15 protein-coding genes and 1 pseudogene are annotated in these 16,829 nt (G+C 70.2%); 10 read left to right on the forward strand and 6 right to left on the reverse strand.

What is annotated here, in order from left to right; genetic code table 11:
- The first annotated feature begins 7 nt into the window (after nucleotides 1–7).
- The 3 genes from ACN27F_RS20065 to ACN27F_RS20075 all read left to right on the forward strand — a co-directional run bounded on the left by ACN27F_RS20065 (nucleotide 8) and on the right by ACN27F_RS20075 (nucleotide 4,388).
- Complete coding sequence (locus ACN27F_RS20065) at nucleotides 8–1,441, forward strand: hypothetical protein (protein ID WP_421435615.1); 1,434 nt, start codon at nucleotides 8–10, stop codon at nucleotides 1,439–1,441.
- 161 nt (nucleotides 1,442–1,602) lie between these two features.
- Entirely contained in the window at nucleotides 1,603–2,457 is an 855-nt protein-coding gene (locus ACN27F_RS20070; protein ID WP_421440332.1) for a TylF/MycF family methyltransferase, read from the forward strand.
- 350 nt (nucleotides 2,458–2,807) lie between these two features.
- The gene (locus ACN27F_RS20075; protein WP_421435617.1) at nucleotides 2,808–4,388 is read left to right on the forward strand and encodes a S8 family peptidase; all 1,581 of its coding nucleotides are present in this window, start codon (nucleotides 2,808–2,810) and stop codon (nucleotides 4,386–4,388) included.
- 106 nt (nucleotides 4,389–4,494) lie between these two features.
- Here ACN27F_RS20075 and ACN27F_RS20080 read toward each other — a convergent pair whose 3' ends face one another.
- On the reverse strand, nucleotides 4,495–4,767 hold the full coding sequence (locus tag ACN27F_RS20080) for a DUF4229 domain-containing protein (RefSeq protein ID WP_421435620.1): 273 nt from the start codon (nucleotides 4,765–4,767) through the stop codon (nucleotides 4,495–4,497).
- A gap of 15 nt (nucleotides 4,768–4,782) precedes the next feature.
- Entirely contained in the window at nucleotides 4,783–5,211 is a 429-nt protein-coding gene (locus tag ACN27F_RS20085; RefSeq protein ID WP_421435622.1) for a hypothetical protein, read from the reverse strand.
- Between the two features lie 78 nt (nucleotides 5,212–5,289).
- Between ACN27F_RS20085 and ACN27F_RS20090 the strand changes: the two genes are divergently transcribed.
- Complete coding sequence (locus ACN27F_RS20090; RefSeq protein ID WP_421435625.1) at nucleotides 5,290–6,504, forward strand: cation:proton antiporter; 1,215 nt, start codon at nucleotides 5,290–5,292, stop codon at nucleotides 6,502–6,504.
- An 89-nt stretch (nucleotides 6,505–6,593) separates the two neighbouring features.
- On the opposite strand, the gene mqnE is transcribed toward ACN27F_RS20090, so the two are convergent.
- Nucleotides 6,594–7,763, reverse strand: coding sequence for an aminofutalosine synthase MqnE (mqnE, locus tag ACN27F_RS20095; protein WP_421435627.1), 1,170 nt, complete (start codon nucleotides 7,761–7,763; stop codon nucleotides 6,594–6,596).
- Nucleotides 7,764–8,056: 293 nt separating this feature from the next.
- Between mqnE and ACN27F_RS20100 the strand changes: the two genes are divergently transcribed.
- The 5 genes from ACN27F_RS20100 (at nucleotide 8,057) to ACN27F_RS20120 (ending at nucleotide 13,830) form a co-directional block, all read left to right on the forward strand.
- Entirely contained in the window at nucleotides 8,057–9,712 is a 1,656-nt protein-coding gene (locus ACN27F_RS20100; protein ID WP_421435630.1) for a C40 family peptidase, read from the forward strand.
- Nucleotides 9,690–9,842 carry a hypothetical protein gene (locus tag ACN27F_RS20105; RefSeq protein WP_421435633.1) on the forward strand — a complete coding sequence of 51 codons (153 nt, stop codon included), beginning with the start codon at nucleotides 9,690–9,692 and terminating at the stop codon, nucleotides 9,840–9,842. The genes ACN27F_RS20100 and ACN27F_RS20105 overlap by 23 nt, the downstream gene beginning before the upstream one ends.
- Before the next feature lie 56 nt (nucleotides 9,843–9,898).
- Nucleotides 9,899–11,269: a hypothetical protein gene (locus tag ACN27F_RS20110; RefSeq protein ID WP_421435636.1), complete on the forward strand. Its 1,371-nt coding sequence runs from the start codon at nucleotides 9,899–9,901 to the stop codon at nucleotides 11,267–11,269.
- Nucleotides 11,270–11,553: 284 nt separating this feature from the next.
- Complete coding sequence (locus tag ACN27F_RS20115) at nucleotides 11,554–13,086, forward strand: DEAD/DEAH box helicase (protein WP_421440334.1); 1,533 nt, start codon at nucleotides 11,554–11,556, stop codon at nucleotides 13,084–13,086.
- 117 nt (nucleotides 13,087–13,203) lie between these two features.
- Nucleotides 13,204–13,830: a putative glycolipid-binding domain-containing protein gene (locus ACN27F_RS20120; protein WP_421435639.1), complete on the forward strand. Its 627-nt coding sequence runs from the start codon at nucleotides 13,204–13,206 to the stop codon at nucleotides 13,828–13,830.
- 44 nt (nucleotides 13,831–13,874) lie between these two features.
- On the opposite strand, the pseudogene ACN27F_RS20125 reads toward ACN27F_RS20120, so the two are convergent.
- Nucleotides 13,875–14,963, reverse strand: a pseudogene (locus tag ACN27F_RS20125) (PLP-dependent cysteine synthase family protein); the annotation flags it as partial.
- Nucleotides 14,964–15,031: 68 nt separating this feature from the next.
- A complete protein-coding gene (locus ACN27F_RS20130; RefSeq protein WP_421435642.1) occupies nucleotides 15,032–15,481 on the reverse strand; it encodes an Lrp/AsnC family transcriptional regulator in 450 nt (149 codons plus the stop codon).
- A 267-nt stretch (nucleotides 15,482–15,748) separates the two neighbouring features.
- Here ACN27F_RS20130 and ACN27F_RS20135 point away from each other — a divergent pair, with 267 nt between their 5' ends.
- Nucleotides 15,749–16,009, forward strand: a complete 261-nt coding sequence (locus ACN27F_RS20135; RefSeq protein WP_421435645.1) for a BldC family transcriptional regulator — start codon at nucleotides 15,749–15,751, stop codon at nucleotides 16,007–16,009.
- Between the two features lie 76 nt (nucleotides 16,010–16,085).
- Here the strand turns inward: ACN27F_RS20135 and ACN27F_RS20140 are convergent, their stop codons facing one another.
- Entirely contained in the window at nucleotides 16,086–16,748 is a 663-nt protein-coding gene (locus ACN27F_RS20140) for a UbiX family flavin prenyltransferase (RefSeq protein ID WP_421440335.1), read from the reverse strand.
- Nucleotides 16,749–16,829: the final 81 nt, after the last annotated feature.

Genomic DNA, 16,829 nt, shown 5'->3' on the forward strand with positions numbered 1-16,829 from the left:
TCGATCCATGGCAGTCCTGCGAGTCGCCGTCCGGATCGCGGGGGTGCCGGTGCTCGGTCTCGGGCTCGGCCTGTTGGCGGCCCAGTTGGTGACCCAGCTGACCCCGCCGACCTACGAGGCGTCGGCCGCACTGGTGGTCAGTGCACGGGCGGGCGGAGGTCCGGACGGCCAGGAGACCGCGTCGATCACCCTTACCCAGAGTCTCGTGCCAACCATCGCGCGGGTGGTGGAGTCACATGAGGTGGCGGCCAGCGCAGCCGAGCGTCTGGACATGCCGGCCGACGCCGTCGTCGGACAGGTGACCGGACGGTTCGAGCCCGGTCTCCAGATCATCAACGTGGCGGCGACTGCTGGCTCGGCGCGTGCGGCCGCCGCAGTCGCCAACGCGGCAGCGGACGCGGTGATCCGCCGGCTGAGCGATTTCCCCGTCGCCGAGGGTGTGCGGATCGACGCGCGGGTGCTGGACCGGGCGGTGCCGCCGGGTCAGCCCGTGCTGCCGAAACCGGCGTTGAATCTCGCCTTCGGCGCGCTCGCCGGACTGCTCGCCGGACTCGGACTGGCGACCACCCGTGGCCGGTTCGACGACCGACTTCGCGATCCGCAGGCGGTCGAGGCGGAGCTCGGTCTGCCGGTGTTGGCGGTCTTCCCGCAGCTGCCACGCGACGTCAGACGACGCCGCCTGCGGGTCCTGCGGCGCACCACGGTGGACGTCGCGGCGGACACGCTGGTCGCGGGTCTCGGTGTGTTCGTCGAGGCGCTGTCCGGGCGGCGTGTCATGGTCACGAGCGCCCGGGGCGACGACGGAAAGGCGCTGGTGGCCGCCCTGCTGGCGGTCAGGATGGCGGACTGCCACGACCGGGTGACCCTCGTCGAGAATGGGCTGCGCCAGCCAACACGCACCGGCCCGCCACCGACGGCCGACCGCATCGTGCTCAGTCTGCTGGACGGCGTCGCCGGCTCATCGCACGACGCGTTCGCGACGCCGACCGTCGTCGGCGCGGACCTGGTGGCCCGCCGGACGGCCGACGGGGCCGACGGGACGGTCGACGATCTGCTCGACGAGATCACAGGTCGAGGGGACGACGTGGTGGTGCACGCTCCAGCGGTCCTGGCCGGGGCTGCGGCGGTGACACTCGCCCGGCGGGTCGACGCTGTCCTGCTGGTAGTGCGGCGAGGCGTCACCACCACCGCCGACGCGAAGCAGGCTGCACTACTGATGCGACATCTCGGCGTCCCGTTCGTCGGCGTGGTCGTGGTCGACGGCGTGCGCGCGTTGCCGCGTCGACCAGCCGATCGTCAGACCGAGGTGGGCCGGCGCCGCGCAGACCCGCGTGGCGCGGGCGGCGACCACCGGCGGCGCCCGGATTCACTCGGCACGTCACCGGGCGCTCGTACCGCGGTGACTACGACCGCTCCCCGGGTGCCCGGTCGCAGAAGCTGACCGGTGTTCTTCCGCCGTTGAGTTGAACGAACGGCACCATCTCAATGTGGGGCGGGTAGTAGTCTCCTATTCAACCAGCTCATTGCGGTGGTCGAAATAGAAATCACATTCGGGTTGGCGTTGGACAAAAGATCCTAGTAGGAGGAATTCGTATGACTGCCATGCTGGTGACCGATCGCGGATCCACCACCGCTGAAAGCGATGCACGGAAGCTGTATCTGGATCTCATGAAAAGGACCCTGACCAGGTACGCCTTCGGTGAGGCGTGGATCCCGTACAGTCCGCAGCGCAAGTCGCTGCGCAGTTCGTTGGCCAGGCAGGCGCAGCGGTTGCTCAACCGACGTGACATGGAGCTCGTCGTCCGTTTTCCGTTCGACGCGGCCGAGCGCGCGAACGGCCGTGACTGGCCCCCGGAAGCCGAGACGATGATTGGGCTTCGCCGGCTTGACAACCTGGAGCGGTGCGTCACCGAGGTTATCGACAACCAGGTTCCGGGTGACCTGATCGAAACGGGAGTGTGGCGCGGTGGCGCCTGCATCTTCATGCGTGCGTTGCTCAAGTCGTATGGTGACAAGGATCGCGTGGTATGGGTCGCGGATTCGTTCCGCGGGCTGCCCCGGCCCGATCCCGCGCGACGTGCCGACGTCGAGGACGCGCTCTGGAAGGAGCCGTTCCTGGCCGTGCCGCTGGACCGGGTCAAGGCGAACTTCAGCCGGTACGACCTGCTCGACAGCCAGGTGCGCTTTCTGCCTGGCTGGTTCGAGGACACCCTGCCGGACGCACCGATCGAGCGGGTCGCGGTGATGCGGCTCGACGGAGATCTCTACGACTCGACCATGGTCGCACTCGACTCGCTCTATCCGAAGCTCTCGGTCGGTGGCTATGTCATCATCGATGATTACCACGCGGTCCGTGGCTGCCGTCAGGCGGTCGACGATTTCCGAACGGCGCACGGGATCACCGGTGAACTGCAGCAGGTCGACTGGACCTGTCGCTACTGGAAAAAGACGTCGTAGGTGAATTGTTCACCTTGACCGGGTGGCGGTGGACGGTCGGCGTGTGCTCGGTGCTGTCGTAGTCGGCTCGACTGGGCGGGTTGTCTCGATCCATCTTGAATGCGTACGCCCTGGGATATCGACTCCATAGCGGATAATCTGACCAAAACTGCCGGCTGGACAGCGACATTAACTTGCGTTAATGTCGCTGCTGGTAATGACGTGCGTCGAATCCATCAAATCGTGGGTGCTCGTCGTTCAGCCGTTCAACGCTGAGGCGATCGAACCACCCTGGCTCGTCCCTGCCTTCGGGCTGACCACCGCAGCACGGTACGCCGGCGTGCGCCGGCGCCGCGAGAAGGGAACGAAGAATGAGTGGATCCGGTTCGTCCTGGCACCGCCAGGTAGCCGGCTGGGGCGCGACGGCCGCGACCGCAGCCGCGCTGCTGGTGTCGGCCACCGCGTCCCCCGCGTTCGCCGCCACCGGCGCGATCATCGGGGCTGACAGCCCGGACGCGATTCCCGGCAGCTACATCGTCGTTTTCGCGGACGAGGCCGCAGCGGCGAGCCAGACGCGCACCATCGAGTTGGCCGGCCGGTTCGGCGCTGCGGTCCGGCACGTGTACTCGCACGCGCTGCACGGCTTCGCCGCGACGATGAGCGAGGCGACCGCCCGGCGACTCGCCGCCCGGCCCGAGGTGGCCTACGTCGAGCAGGACGGGGTGGTGCACACCCTGGCCACCCAGCCCAATCCGCCGTCGTGGGGCCTGGACCGGATCGACCAGCGTGACCTGCCGCTGGACAGCAGCTACACCTACCCGACGACCGCGTCCACCGTCCGGGCCTACGTCATCGACACCGGCATCCGGACCAGCCACACCACGTTCGGCGGCCGGGCCACCTGGGGCACCAACACCACCGGAGACGGCAACAACACCGACTGCAACGGCCACGGGACGCACGTCGCGGGCACGATCGGCGGATCACAGTACGGCGTGGCGAAAGGCGTGTCGCTGGTCGCGGTCAAGGTGCTCAACTGCGCCGGTTCGGGCAGCTTCGCCGGTGTCGCCGCCGGGGTCGACTGGGTGACCGGCCATCACGCCGCCGGCGTGCCGGCGGTGGCCAACATGAGCCTTGGCGGGCCCGGCTCGAACGCCACCGTCGAGAACGCGGTCCGCAACTCGATCGCCGATGGTGTGGTCTACGCGATCGCCTCCGGCAACAGCAACGCCGACGCCTGCAACTACACACCGGCCCGGGTCGCCGAGGCCATCACCGTCAATGCGAGCACCCGCACCGACGCCCGGGCGTCCTTCTCCAACTACGGCACCTGCACCGACATCTTCGCGCCCGGCGAAGGCATCACCTCTGCGTGGAACAGCAGCGACACCGCCACCAACACGATCAGCGGCACCTCGATGGCGGCCCCGCACGTCGCCGGTGCGGCGGCGCTGATCCTGGCGGCCAGCCCGAACTCCACGCCGGCCCAGGTAGCCGCCACCATGTTCGGCAACGCCACCCTCAACAAGATCACCAACCCGGGCACCGGCTCACCCAACCGCCTGTTGTTCGTCGCCCAGGGTGCGCCATCGCCGACCGCGATCCTCTACCGCTTCTGGAACGGGCGCGACCACATCAGCACCACCGCCACCTCGGTCTCCGGCTACCAGCGCGAAGGATCGCTGGGGACGGTGCGCACCAGCCAGCTGACTGGCACCCACGCGCTGTACCAGTGCCTGGTCGGCAGCTGGGACTACATGACGTCGCTCGACTCTAACTGCGAGGGCCAGCGGGTGGTCGGGGTCATCGGCTACGCGTACACCTCGCCACCGGCCGGCTCCTACCGGACGTTGTACCGGTGCCGGGTGAGCAGCGGCGACCACTTCGACTCCAGCGCGAGCAACTGCGAGGGGCAGATCACCGAGGGCCGACTCGGTTACCTGACCAGCTGACCCGTGCTGATCATCGACTGAACCGGGGCGGGTCGGTCGGGGGCGGACGCCTCCCGACCGACCCGCCCCGGCTTCGCCGACGGCCGGCCGCGACGTACGGCGACGGTCAACCGACCGTGCCGTCCGTACCCGGCTGGTCCTCGCCGGCCAGCGCGGACCGCAGCCGTTCCTTGTCGGCGCGGCGACGCTCGGCGGACTCGGCGATCTGTTGCGCCATCTCGTCGCGCCAGCCGCGCAGCAGGAAGAACGACACCGCGGCCGAGAAGACGAGCGCGATCATCAGCTTCAGGAAGATGTTCAGCTCGACCGGCCAGAGCGCGGCGACCGCGACCGCGAACAGGCCCACCCGGCCGAGCGTGTACTTCACCGCAGGGCTCATGTCACTCCTCACCACTCACCCGGACCGGCGGTCCAGCCACCGGACCCCGTGGAACCAGACAGCCGCGTACACCAGCGAGAAGACGCCCGCGCCGATCCCGCCACCGGCCAGCGGCGGCAGGTCGGCGGCGAGCCCGGCGGCGAGCAGCCCGGAGGTGACCGCCACACCGGCCGCGACGGCGGCGGCGACGAACCTGGCCGAACCGCCTCGCCAGGCCCGGAAGTCGTCGGTGAACAGCCAGGCCGGCAGGATGACGGCCAGCCAGCCGTTGGACTGCCCGAGTCGACCACCGGAACCGATCAGCGTGAACACGCCGTCGAAGAGCAGCAGCACGAGCAGGCCGATCACCAGGCCGGCCAGCACCACGCCGAGTAGATCCGCCAGCACGACGATCCGACCTGCGGCGTCGCGCCGCGGAAGACTGTCGCTCCTCGATTGCGTCATGACCTGATGAGGGTACGCCGAGACCGACCGGCACAGTGGCGCGGCTAGGTGGTCCGCCTGCTGGGTACTGGCCCCGGCATGCACCCGCTGCATCTGGGTTACGCGTTGGTCGGTGTCCTCGCGGTGCTGCTGGCCTTCTGGTCCAGCACCATCCGCCGGGCACCGGTCAGCGAACCGTTGCTGGCGCTGCTGCTCGGTATCGTGGCCGGCCCGGTTCTCGGGCTGATCGACCTGGCGCACCACCACGCGGCGGCCCTCATGCTGGAGACCAGCCGCGTCCTGCTGGCGATCTCGCTGATGGCGGTCGCGTTGCGGTTCTCGGCGACCGAGTACCGCTCGGTGGTCTGTCCGGTCGGGCTGCTGCTGCTCGTGGTGATGGTGGTGATGGCAGCGGTCAGCGCCGGATTGGCGTGGCTGGTTCTGGGCCTGCCGCTGGCCATGGCCGTGCTGCTCGGGACGTGCCTGGCGCCGACCGACCCGGTGCTGGCGTCGAGCATCGTGTCCGGTGGCCCGGCCGAGCGGGAACTGCCGGCCCGGCTGCGGCGGATCATCAGCGGCGAGTCCGGCGCCAATGACGGGCTCGCCTTCGTCCTGGTCGTACTGGCGCTGTCCGCCGCGGCGCCCCGGCCCGGCGGGGGGCAGGTCGTCGAGGCGGTGTGGGGCGTGCTCGGGGCGGTGCTCGTCGGCCTGGCGGTCGGCCACGCGGCCGGCCGGGCGGTCCGGGCGGCCGAAGCGCGCGAGCAGGTCGACGAGGGTTCGCTGCTGATTTTCGCGGTGGTGCTCGGGGTGGCCGCGCTGGGCGTGGCGAGAATGGCGCGTACCGATGCGGTGCTTGCCGTGTTCGTGACCGGGCTGGCGTACAACCGGATGATCGGTCGGCGGCCCCGGGCCGCTGAGCAGGGACTCGACGACGCGTTGACCCGTTACCTGGTGCTCCCGCTGTTCTTCCTGCTCGGCTTGGAGATCCCCTGGCGGCAGTGGTGGGAATTCGGTTGGCCGGCGGCCGTTTTCGCGGTGCTGGTGCTGCTGCTGCGCCGGTTGCCGGCGGTACTGGCGTCGCGGCCGGTACTGCGGATGCCGTGGCGGGATCTGATCTTCCTCGGTTGGTTCGGCCCGATCGGTGTGTCGGCGTTGTTCTACCTGACGTACAGCTACGGACAGGGTGCCCGGGACAGCCGGCTGTGGGCGGCCGGCAGCCTGGTGGTCGCGGTCAGCACCCTCGCCCATGGGGTGAGCGCCCCGTTCGGCCGCCGCTGGTACGCCCGGCGCCGGGCGACTGTCGAGCCGGGCTGAAGGCGCCCGGCGACGTGCCGCCACCGTGATGGAGAAGACCAGGGCGGTGAACGATTGCCGTAGCGTTCCCCTCACCGCAGGGTTGACACCTACGCCCAGATCTGCTGCGGCTCGGCTCGGCGCTGGGCCAGCGACGGCGGCCGGTCGTACTCGCGTACCACCTGGTAACGGGTGTCCCGTTCGACCGGCTGGAAGCCGGCGTCCCAGATCAGGTGCAGCAGGTCCTCGCGGTGCATGGTGTTCGGCGTGCCGTACGAGTCCGCATCGTGGGTGATCTTGTACTCGACCACCGAGCCGTCGAGGTCGTCGACGCCGAAGTTCAACGACAGCTGGGCGACGGAGAGCCCGTGCATCACCCAGAAGCACTTGATGTGCGGGACGTTGTCGAGCAGCAGCCGGGAGACGGCGAAGGTCTTCAGCGACTCGGCCGGGGCGGCCATCGTGGTCCGCTCCTGGATCCGGTTGCGGACCTTGCCGTCGGCGGAGTCGACGAAGTCGTGCTGATAGCGCAGCGGGATGAACACGGTGAACCCGCCGGTCTCGTCCTGCAGTTCACGTAGCCGCAGGACGTGGTCCACCCGGTGGCGGTGCTCCTCGATGTGGCCGTAGAGCATGGTGGACGGCGTGCGCAGGCCCTTGCGGTGGGCGAGCCGGTGAATTCGTGACCAGTCCTCCCAGTGGCAGGCATGGTCGACGATGTGCTGGCGGACCTCCCAGTCGAAGATTTCCGCGCCACCTCCGGTGAGCGACTCCAACCCGGCCTCGATCAGCTCGTCGAGGATCTGCTCGGCGGGCAAGCCGCTGATCTTTTCGAACCACTGCACCTCGGTGGCGGTGAACGCCTTGAGCTTGATGTTCGGTAGCGCCGCCTTGAGCTCGCGCAGCACCTTCGGGTAGTAGCGCCAGGGCAGCGTGGGGTGCAGCCCGTTCACGATGTGCAGCTCGGTGAGCTGTTCGTCCTCCATCTCCTTGGCCTTGCGGACGGCCTCCTCGATCCGCATCGTGTACGCATCCTTCTCGCCCGGCTTGCGCTGGAACGAGCAGTACGCGCAGGAGGCGCTGCACACATTGGTCAGATTGAGGTGCCGGTTGACGTTGAACATCACCCGGTCGCCGTTGAGCTCGGTCCGCCGGTGGTGCGCCAGCCGGCCCAGCCAGGCCAGATCGTCACTGCCGTAGAGGTCCACGCCGTCGGCGTAGGTCAGCCGTTGCCCGGCGTACACCTTGTCCTCGAGCTCGCGCTTGCGACCAGCGTCCACGTCCCGCCACGCCCCTTCCCGTTGCGAGGTCCGGGCTCGGTGCCCGAATCCCGGTGCGAGGTCCGGTCTCCGAGCCTACGTCCCGGGACACCGCAGCGGGGTGTCGGCCGAGTTGCGAGCGACGCAGGTCATCCGGGCGCCGACGAGCTCTCAGCGTCTCGTAACCTTCTGGAACATCGACATCACGGGCCCCGTGCGGTAAGACCAATGAGGGACATGAAACACCAGTCGACGCGACCCTGTTCCGGGGCACAGGATCAGGACAAAGCGCGCCGTACGGGGAGCGAGCGGGCATGGCACGAAACAGTAGGGTCGGATCACGACAGCGACGGGCCGTCGGCATCGGTGGCGTGCTCGATCCGCGTCTGTGTCCGGCGATCTGGGCAGCTCTGCTCGGCGCCGTAACCGCTGTCGCGCTTGCCTCGCCGGTGTATGCCCAGCCGGCGGAGGTGCCCGATACCGGAAATCGCCCGGTGCCCTCCGGTGGGCTGCAACTGCCAGGCGGCGCCCCGGTGACCGGCCCGACGCTGCCGCCGACCTTCGTACCCAGCGCGGTGCAGGGTCCACTCGCCGCGCAGATCTACGCAGGGGAGACCGAGGTGGCCCTGCTCGGCCAGCAGTTGCTGGCCTTGGAGGAGCAACAGACTCAGGCTGGCGTCACATTACGTGTTGCCGAGTTGGCGTTACGTGAGGCGCGCACCGCGCTGCTCGACGCGCAACGCGACGCAGAGAGCGCTGCCTCGCTGGCGCTCAAGGACGCAGCCGCGCTGCCGCCCGGCGAGTACGGCGGGGACCTGCACGGACTGGGTGCCCTGTCGCGAATGCAGCGCGGCCTGCAGCCCTCGGTGGGCACCGGGGCAGCCAACCGGGACGTCGGGCTCGCCGCCGCCACCGAGCAGCAGGCCTACCTGACCTACCGGGAGGCCCTGGCCCGGTCGACCGCCCTCGACACCGAGTTCGGCGCCGTCGAAGGCTCCTACAAGCGGCGCGAGACCGATCTGCTCGCGCTGAAGGCGCGCAACACCGAAGAGCTGGTGGAGATCGAGCGCCAGCGCGAGGAGGCCGAGCAGGAGATCGGTCGCGGCATCAGCGGCATCGACGGGCTGGAAGGCACCACTGCTCATCCACGTGCCGTCGCCGCACTGCAGTTCGCGCTGAGCCAACTCGGCAAGCCGTATCTGTGGGGCGCCGAGGGACCGCACCGCTACGACTGCTCCGGTCTGATGTGGGCGGCGTACCGGTCGCCCGGCGCCGACTATTTCAGCCTGCCCCGGGTGGCCGCGGACCAGTACTACGCGACCCGGCACAACACCGTCGACCGGTCCGCCCTGCTCCCCGGCGACCTGATCTTCTTTGCCTCCGGGTCGAGTTGGACGACCGTCCACCACGTCGGGATGTACGTCGGCAACGGGCGGATGGTGCATGCGCCGACGACCGGCGACGTGGTGAAGGTCTCCACCGTCTGGTGGTCGCGGTTCTATGCGGCGACCCGGGTGATCCGGGAGGTTCCCGCGTCGTCGCCGACGCCCACCCCGACGCCGACGCCCACCCCGACGCCGACACCCACCCCGGCGCCGACGACGCCGACTCCGGCACCCACCACTCCCGGACCACAGCCCACCACGCCGTCGCCGACCCCGACGACGCCCGGACCGTCGCCGAGTACGAGTCCGACGCCCGGACCGTCCGCGACTCCGAGCCCGTCGCCGACTCCGAGCCCGTCACCGACCACGCCGTCGCCGTCGGCGAGTGCCAGCCCTACCTCCGGCCCCGGCACGCCGGATCCGGATCCCAGCGATCCAGGCTCACCGAGTAGCAGCCCGAGCGGCGGTGGGAGCAGTTCGGCGCCGGCCACCCCGGACAGTTCCATCAGCCCGAGCGGGTCGGCGAGCCCGAGCGGATCGGCGTCGGCCAGCAGCGACCCGAGTGCAGGCGCGCAGGAAGGCTGACCTGACGTTGCTGGCCAGCCGCCCGGCGGTGACCGACCGGGCGGCGTCCCAACTGCTGGCCACCGCCGTGGCCAGCAGCCGGGACAGTCCGACTCCGGCTGTGCGCCCGGGCGCCGGTATGGCACGGTGAACCGGTGGGCACCTCTCCGGCCGGAGGTGTCCGGGTGTGCGGTACGGGAGGCAGCGATGGACGAAGATCGGCACCGGTCGCCGGTGGATCAGGAGGCTGACGCCGGGCGATCGCCGATCCCCGGTCAGGTCGGGCGATCCGAGGTCACCCGACCGGCACAGGATCTTCCGCCGCCGTTCACCCCGCCACCACCGCCGCCCGGTGGCGCATTGTGGCCCGGCAGTTCCGGTACGCCCATCTCCGATGTGCCGGTCGTGCCCGGTACGGCCAGCGCGGCCCCGGCATCACCCGCAGCAGGCGACGCGTTGCCGGAAGGTGACGACCGGCCGGCGGAGGGTGACGACCGGCCGGCGGACTCGGCCTGGTCGGCCTTTGCCGCAGCCTGGCAGCCGCCACCAACCGCTGCCGCCGCCGCGCAGGCGGAACCCGACGCATCGTCTTCGTCGCCCGCCGTCGAGCCGGTGCCGTCGACCGACGGTTCCCCGGCCCGGGCCCGCGCATCCGTGACGGGCACTCCGCAGGTCTCCGCGAGAGAACTTGGCGCGTTGACCCTCCCGACCGGCGGGACACGGATCTACGGGAGCAAACGGCTGGACGATCCGAAGGCGCCCGCCGAGCCGGCGTTGCCGCCGGAGCCGGTACGGCCACCGGCTCCGCCGGAGCCACCGCGTCCAGTGGTCCCGGATCCACCACCCGCGCCCGCTCCGGTACCAGGCCCCGAACCGGCACCGGAATCGCCGGAACAACCGGACCGGCCGGCCCCATTCCCGCCGCCGGAGCCACCCGCGCCGTTGGGCCCACCTCCGCCGCCGGGCTCGCCGCCGGTCCCGCTACCTGGTCCGCCCAACCCGCCTGGTCCGCCCAACCCAGCCGGGCCGCCGTGGGGGACGCCTGCGGATCCGGCAGGTGCGTTCGGCGTGCCCGCGCCGGGCGGCTACACGATCCCGCCGGCCAGGCACGCCGGCCCGGTCACGCCGTCCCCGAGAAGCGCCGACCTGCAGGCATTCGCTCCGCCGTCGCAGGGATCCTCTCCGAACCCCGGCCAACGGCCGGTTGGTGGCAGCACGGCGCCGGCCGGCGGCACCGTCTACGGTGTCCGTCGCCAGGAACCGGCGCCGGAGACGGCGCACCACGTCCCAGGCGCGGCCGGCCGGCCCGCGTCCCAGGCCAATCCGACGATGGGCCTGCCGATGGGCGTGCCGGGCGGCGCGATGTTCGACCCGGCGGTGGAGAATTCCGGCTCGCTGACCGGGCACATCCTCGCCCAGGGCTGGGTCGACGCACCCGGCAACGAGGACCGGGGGACCACCAAGGTCGTCATCGCGATGGCGATCGGTCTCGGCATCGTGGTCATGGTCGGAATCCTCATCGCGCTTGCCGTCGGCAACGCCTTCAGCAGCATCTTCGACAACCTGCTCGGTGGTTGAGAGCCATCGCCCTCAGGTGAGTCGGCCCACGGACGGGATGGTCGGGTGGCAACAGCGCGGCAAACCCGTACACTTGCACCCGATCATCAACCCGGCACGCTCCCGCGTGCCCTTGGGCGATCTTGCGGGCGATTCAACGGTGCCACACCGGAACGGGCCATTCGCGAAGATCGGCCCGGCTCTGAGAGGTTTTCTTGACCACCTTCGCTGACGCAAGCACGTTCCCATCCGTTCTCGACCCGGCGGCCGATGCCGCCGCGCAGGCGGCCCCCGCCGACCCGAGCATCGAGCCCATCGACGTCGACTTCGCGGCACTCGGACTGCCGCGACCGCTGGTCCGGGCGCTGGCCCGGGAGGGCATCACCGTGCCGTTCGAGATCCAGCGCGCCACCGTGCCGGACGCGCTGGCCGGCCGGGACGTGCTCGGCCGGGGGCAGACCGGCTCCGGCAAGACGCTTGCCTTCGGCCTGCCGTTGCTGGCCCGCATGGCCGACGGCCGACGGGCCCGCCCGATGCATCCCCGAGCCTTGATCCTGGTTCCCACTCGTGAGCTGGCGATGCAGGTCAACGACGCGCTGTTCCCGCTCGGCCGGGCGGTTGGGGTGTTCCTCAAGACCGCCGTCGGTGGCGTTCCTTACGACCGCCAGATCGACTCGCTGCGCCGCGGCGTGGAGATCGTCGTAGCCACTCCGGGCCGGCTCGGAGACCTGATCCAGCGCGGCGTCTGCAGCCTGGACGACATCGAGGTGACCGTCCTGGACGAGGCCGACCAGATGGCCGACATGGGTTTCCTGCCGGAGGTCACCGACCTGCTGGCGAAGACCCCGGCGAACGCCCAGCGCCTGCTGTTCTCCGCGACCCTCGACAACGACGTCGACGCCCTGGTCCAGCGGTTCATGACCGATCCGGTGACGCACTCGACCGCGCCGCCGACCGCCACCGTGACCACCATGGACCACCATCTGCTGCTCATCCCGCCGAGCGACAAGTTCGCGGTCGCCGCGTCGATCGCTGCCCGCTCCGGCCGGACGATGATGTTCGCCCGCACCCAGATGGGTGTCGATCGCCTGGTCGACCAGTTGGCTGCGGTCGGGGTCCGGGCCGGGGCGTTGCACGGCGGCAAGACCCAGCGGGTCCGTACCCGGACCCTGGCGGAGTTCAAGGAAGGACGGATGGACGTGCTGGTCGCCACGGATGTGGCGGCCCGGGGGATCCACGTCGACGGGGTGTCTCTGGTGGTGCATGTGGACCCGCCCAAGGATCCGAAGGACTACCTGCACCGGGCGGGGCGGACCGCCCGTGCCGGTGAGTCGGGGGCGGTCGCCACTCTGGTACTGCCGAAGCAGCGGCGCAGCACGCTGGCCATGCTGGAGAAAGCCGGGGTCGAGCCGGCGCAGACCCGGGTCCGACGCGGCGATGCGGTGCTGACCGAGTTGACCGGCGCGACCGAGCCGAGCGGGGTGCCGATCGTCGATGAGCCGGAACCACCACGGCAGTCGCGACCGCGTGGCGACCGGTTCCGCGCCGACCGTCCGGATCGTCCGGACCGATTCCGCGGCCGGGGCGGTAGTCGTTTCCGGGGCGACGGTGAGCGTTTCCGCGCTGACGGTGACCGGTCCCGGCCCGGCCGTGTGGGCGATGGCGGCGGCCGGGAGCAGACCGGTGGTCGTCGTTCCTACCCCGATCGGGTCGGCGGCGAGCGCTCCGGTGGTGGCGAGCGTCGGGGTTCCTGGCACGAGGGCAGCCGGCCACGGCGTGACGACCGTCGGGGCGGTGAGCGCCGGTTCACCGACCGGCGTCCGAGCCGCTCCTACTGAGCCCGGGCGGGTCGCCCGCTGCTGGGCCGAGGGCGTCCGGTGAACTCCAGGGCGGGCCGGCCTGCTGCCGGTCCGGTCCGGCCGCCCGCCAGCAGAGCCTGACGGTACGGTCGGGGCATGCCGACCTTGCCGAAGTCCATCACCTGGGTACGTGTCGACACCGGTGGTGCTGATCATGCCCTGGTCGACGACCGGCGTGGACTCACCGCACGCGGGGTGGCCGTTTCGGCCGCCCCGCTGCCGTACAGCTGCCACTACGAACTCGCCACGGACGAGAACTGGGAATCGGTCCGGTTGACCGTCACCGCCGAGGGTGCCGGCTGGCTGCGCACCGTACGGATGGAACGGGCGTTGGGCCGCTGGCGGGTGAGCACCGCCGAGCAGGGTGATCTGGACCGAGCCCTGCGCGACGTCGGCCGTGCGCGGATGGGACTGCCCGGCACCGAGGAGCCGGGCCGGCTGGATCCGGCGCTGGATGTGGATCTTGGCATGGCACCGCTGTTCAACACGCTGCCGATTCGCCGGCTACGGCTGCTCGGGCGCCCGATCGGTGCGGAACAGCGGCTGGTCGCGGCCTGGGTCCGAGTGCCGAGCCTGGAAGTGCTGCCGGTCGAGCAGTTCTACACCCTGCTCGGGCCGGACCGGATCCGCTACCGCAGCGACAGCTTCACAGCCGAGATCACCGTCGATCCCGACGGATACGTCGTGCACTATCCCGGGCTGGTCGACCGTGCCACGTCCTGATCGACGCCGCCGTCGTCCTGACCGACGACGGTGGCGTCGACAGCTGCCGACCAGGTTCCGGTGTGCAGGAAATGCTCGGCCCGGGCCAGGTACGGCGTCAGGTCCAAGTCGTGCCGGGCCAGCCAGTCCGGCGAATAGTAGCTGTCGACGTAGCGCTCTCCGCTGTCGCACAGCAAGGTGACCACCGAGCCGTGCTGGCCGGCGGCACGCATCTGCGCGATCAGCGCGAAGGCACCCCAGAGATTGGTGCCGGTGGAGCCGCCCACCCGGCGGCCGAGTACGCGGCTGGCCAGTTGCATGGCGGCCAACGAGGCGGCATCCGGCACCCGGATCATCCGGTCCACCACAGCCGGTTGGAAGGACGCCTCCACGGTAGGCCGGCCGATTCCTTCGATCATCGAGCCGCGGCCGGTGCTCGCCGACCAGTCACCGGTACGCCAGGCCAGGTAGAACGCGGAGTTTTCCGGGTCTACGACGCAGACCTTGGTGCAGTGCCGCTGGTAGCGCACGTACCGGCCGATGGTGGCACTGGTGCCGCCGGTGCCGGCCCCGACGACGATCCAGCTCGGCACGGGATGCCGCTCCAGGGCGAGTTGGGCGAAGATCGACTCGGCGATGTTGTTGTTGCCGCGCCAGTCGGTCGCCCGTTCGGCGTAGGTGAACTGGTCCATGAAGTGGCCGCCGAGGTCCTCGGCCAGCCATCGTGCCTCCACCACGACGGCCGCCGGATCGCGTACCAGGTGGGGTTTGCCGCCGTGGAACTCGATCTGGGTGATCTTCTCCGGCGAGGTGCCCGCCGGCATCACCGCGATGAACGGCAGGCCCAGCATGCGGGCGAAGTACGCCTCGGAGATCGCGGTGGAGCCGGATGACGCCTCCACGATCGTGGTCCGCGGGCCGATCCACCCGTTGCAGAGCGCGTAGAGGAACAGCGACCTGGCCAGCCGGTGCTTGAGCGAGCCGGTGGGGTGCACCGACTCGTCCTTGAGGTAGAGATCGATCCCCCAGCCCAGGGGCAGCGGAAAGGGCAGCAGGTGGGTGTCGGCGGAACGGTTGGCATCGGCCTCGACCTTGGCGATCGCCTCGGTGACCCAGGCCCGGTCGGCATCGTTACACCGGTCCAGCTGTTCCACCACTCGACCGTAACAAAGGTGGGAGCCGGCGATCCCTCGGGTGATCGGGCCGACCTGCGCCGACCCGGTCAACCGGTGAGCGGTCGCGGGCGGTTCTCCCACTTGGTGGAAAGGGCGACACTGGTCCTGGTGTGCGCGATGCCGGGAATGCGGTTGAGCCGCACGATGAGCTGCTCCAACTCCGCGATGGTGCCGACCCGCGCGAGACACAGAAAGGACTCGACGCCGGCCATGAAGTAGCACGATTCGATCTCGGGCAGGGCCCGCAGCGCGCCGAGTACGGCGTCGGTGTCCGCACCCGAGTCCTCGACCAGGCCGATCAGTGCGGCGACGCCCAGCCCGACCGACTCGGGGTGTACGTCGGCCCGGTAGCCGCGCAGTACCCCGGCTGCTTCCAGCTTGCCGATCCGTTCGTGTACGGCAGGTGCGGAGAGCCCCACCTGGCGGGCAAGTTCGGCGTACGAGAGCCGTGCGCTGCCGCGCAGCAGGTCGACGAGCCTGAGGTCGATGGCGTCCACGGAATGTAGACCTTAGTGCCCACGGTGGGATCGACGATGCTGGTCTCCAGTTCGTGGCGTGCGGTCAATAAATCAAGGTATAAATTGCAACATAGGCGGCAAATCATACTCGGTAACTTCCCAGTCAGGTAGCTTTCCTCATTTCCCGGACACGGCGGTCGGCCGATGCTCTAATGGCCGTACGTCTGGCACTACGGCATCTGGCATACGGTCCATCGGGGGGCTGACTGGCCAGGCCAGAGCCGTCGTGGACGCGAGGAGGGGACCGTGGACACTGGAGATCGTCTGCTGACGCCGGGCGAGGTGGCTGCGCTGTTCCGCGTCGACCCGAAAACCGTCACACGATGGGCGGCGGCCGGCCGGATCGGCAGTATCCGTACTCCCGGAGGCCATCGCAGGTTCCGAGAGTCCGAGGTGCGTGCGCTGCTGGAAGGCGAAGGCGTGTTGGAGGAGATGCAAGCGGAAAGCGCCGAGACCACCCGACCCAGGCACACCGAGAACGGCTCCGGAGGCTCCGGGCCGTACTAGGGCATGCCTTGGCTCACGCCACCGTACGGCGGCATCGACCGCCCGTACGGCAGGCCGGCCCGTCGGGCTCGCGCACCTACCCGACCGCGTCCCGGCCGATGGCCCGGTCCGGGCTACGGTCCACGGCGAGTTCGCCGGACCACCGCCGGAACAAGGTGTGCTCGACACCGAGCACGTCCAGCACCTTGCCGGCGACGAAGTCGACCAACTGGGTGGCGGTGGCGGTGGCTCCCGCCCCGTAGAAGCCGGGACTGGCCGGCAACACCACCGCACCCGCGTCGTGCAGGGTGATCAGGTGCTCCAAATGGCTGCGGGTCACCGGCGTCTCCCGGGGAACCAGCACCACCGGCCGGTGTTCCTTGAGGTTGACCTCGGCCGCCCGCTGCAGCAGATCCTTGGACAACCCGATGGCGATCCCCGCGCAGGCGGCCGTGCTGGCCGGCACCACCACCATCCCGCGCGCCGGATACGACCCGCTGCTCGGCCCGGCCGCCAGGTCACCGGCCGGCCAGAACCGTACGTCGGCATCGTCCAACCCGCGTCCGAGCCATCGGGCGAGGTCGTCGCGCCAGTGGCTGTCCCGCAGCGGTGCGCCGGTCTCGTCGAGGACGGTGAGCCGGGCGGCCCGGGAGACGACCAGGTCGACGGGGTGCCCGGCGTCGAACAGCGCCCGCAGCACCGCCGCCGGATACGGCGTACCCGAGGCGCCGGACACGCCGACCACCCACGGCCTTCTCAACTGCGCCACGTCCGTCCCGCCGTCCCCCGTCCGGTCCCCGATCACCCCATAGGGTAGGTCGATCCGATCCGGCGTGGCGGA

The sequence above is a fragment of the Solwaraspora sp. WMMB335 genome (assembly GCF_049179075.1).
Taxonomy (GTDB): domain Bacteria; phylum Actinomycetota; class Actinomycetes; order Mycobacteriales; family Micromonosporaceae; genus Micromonospora_E.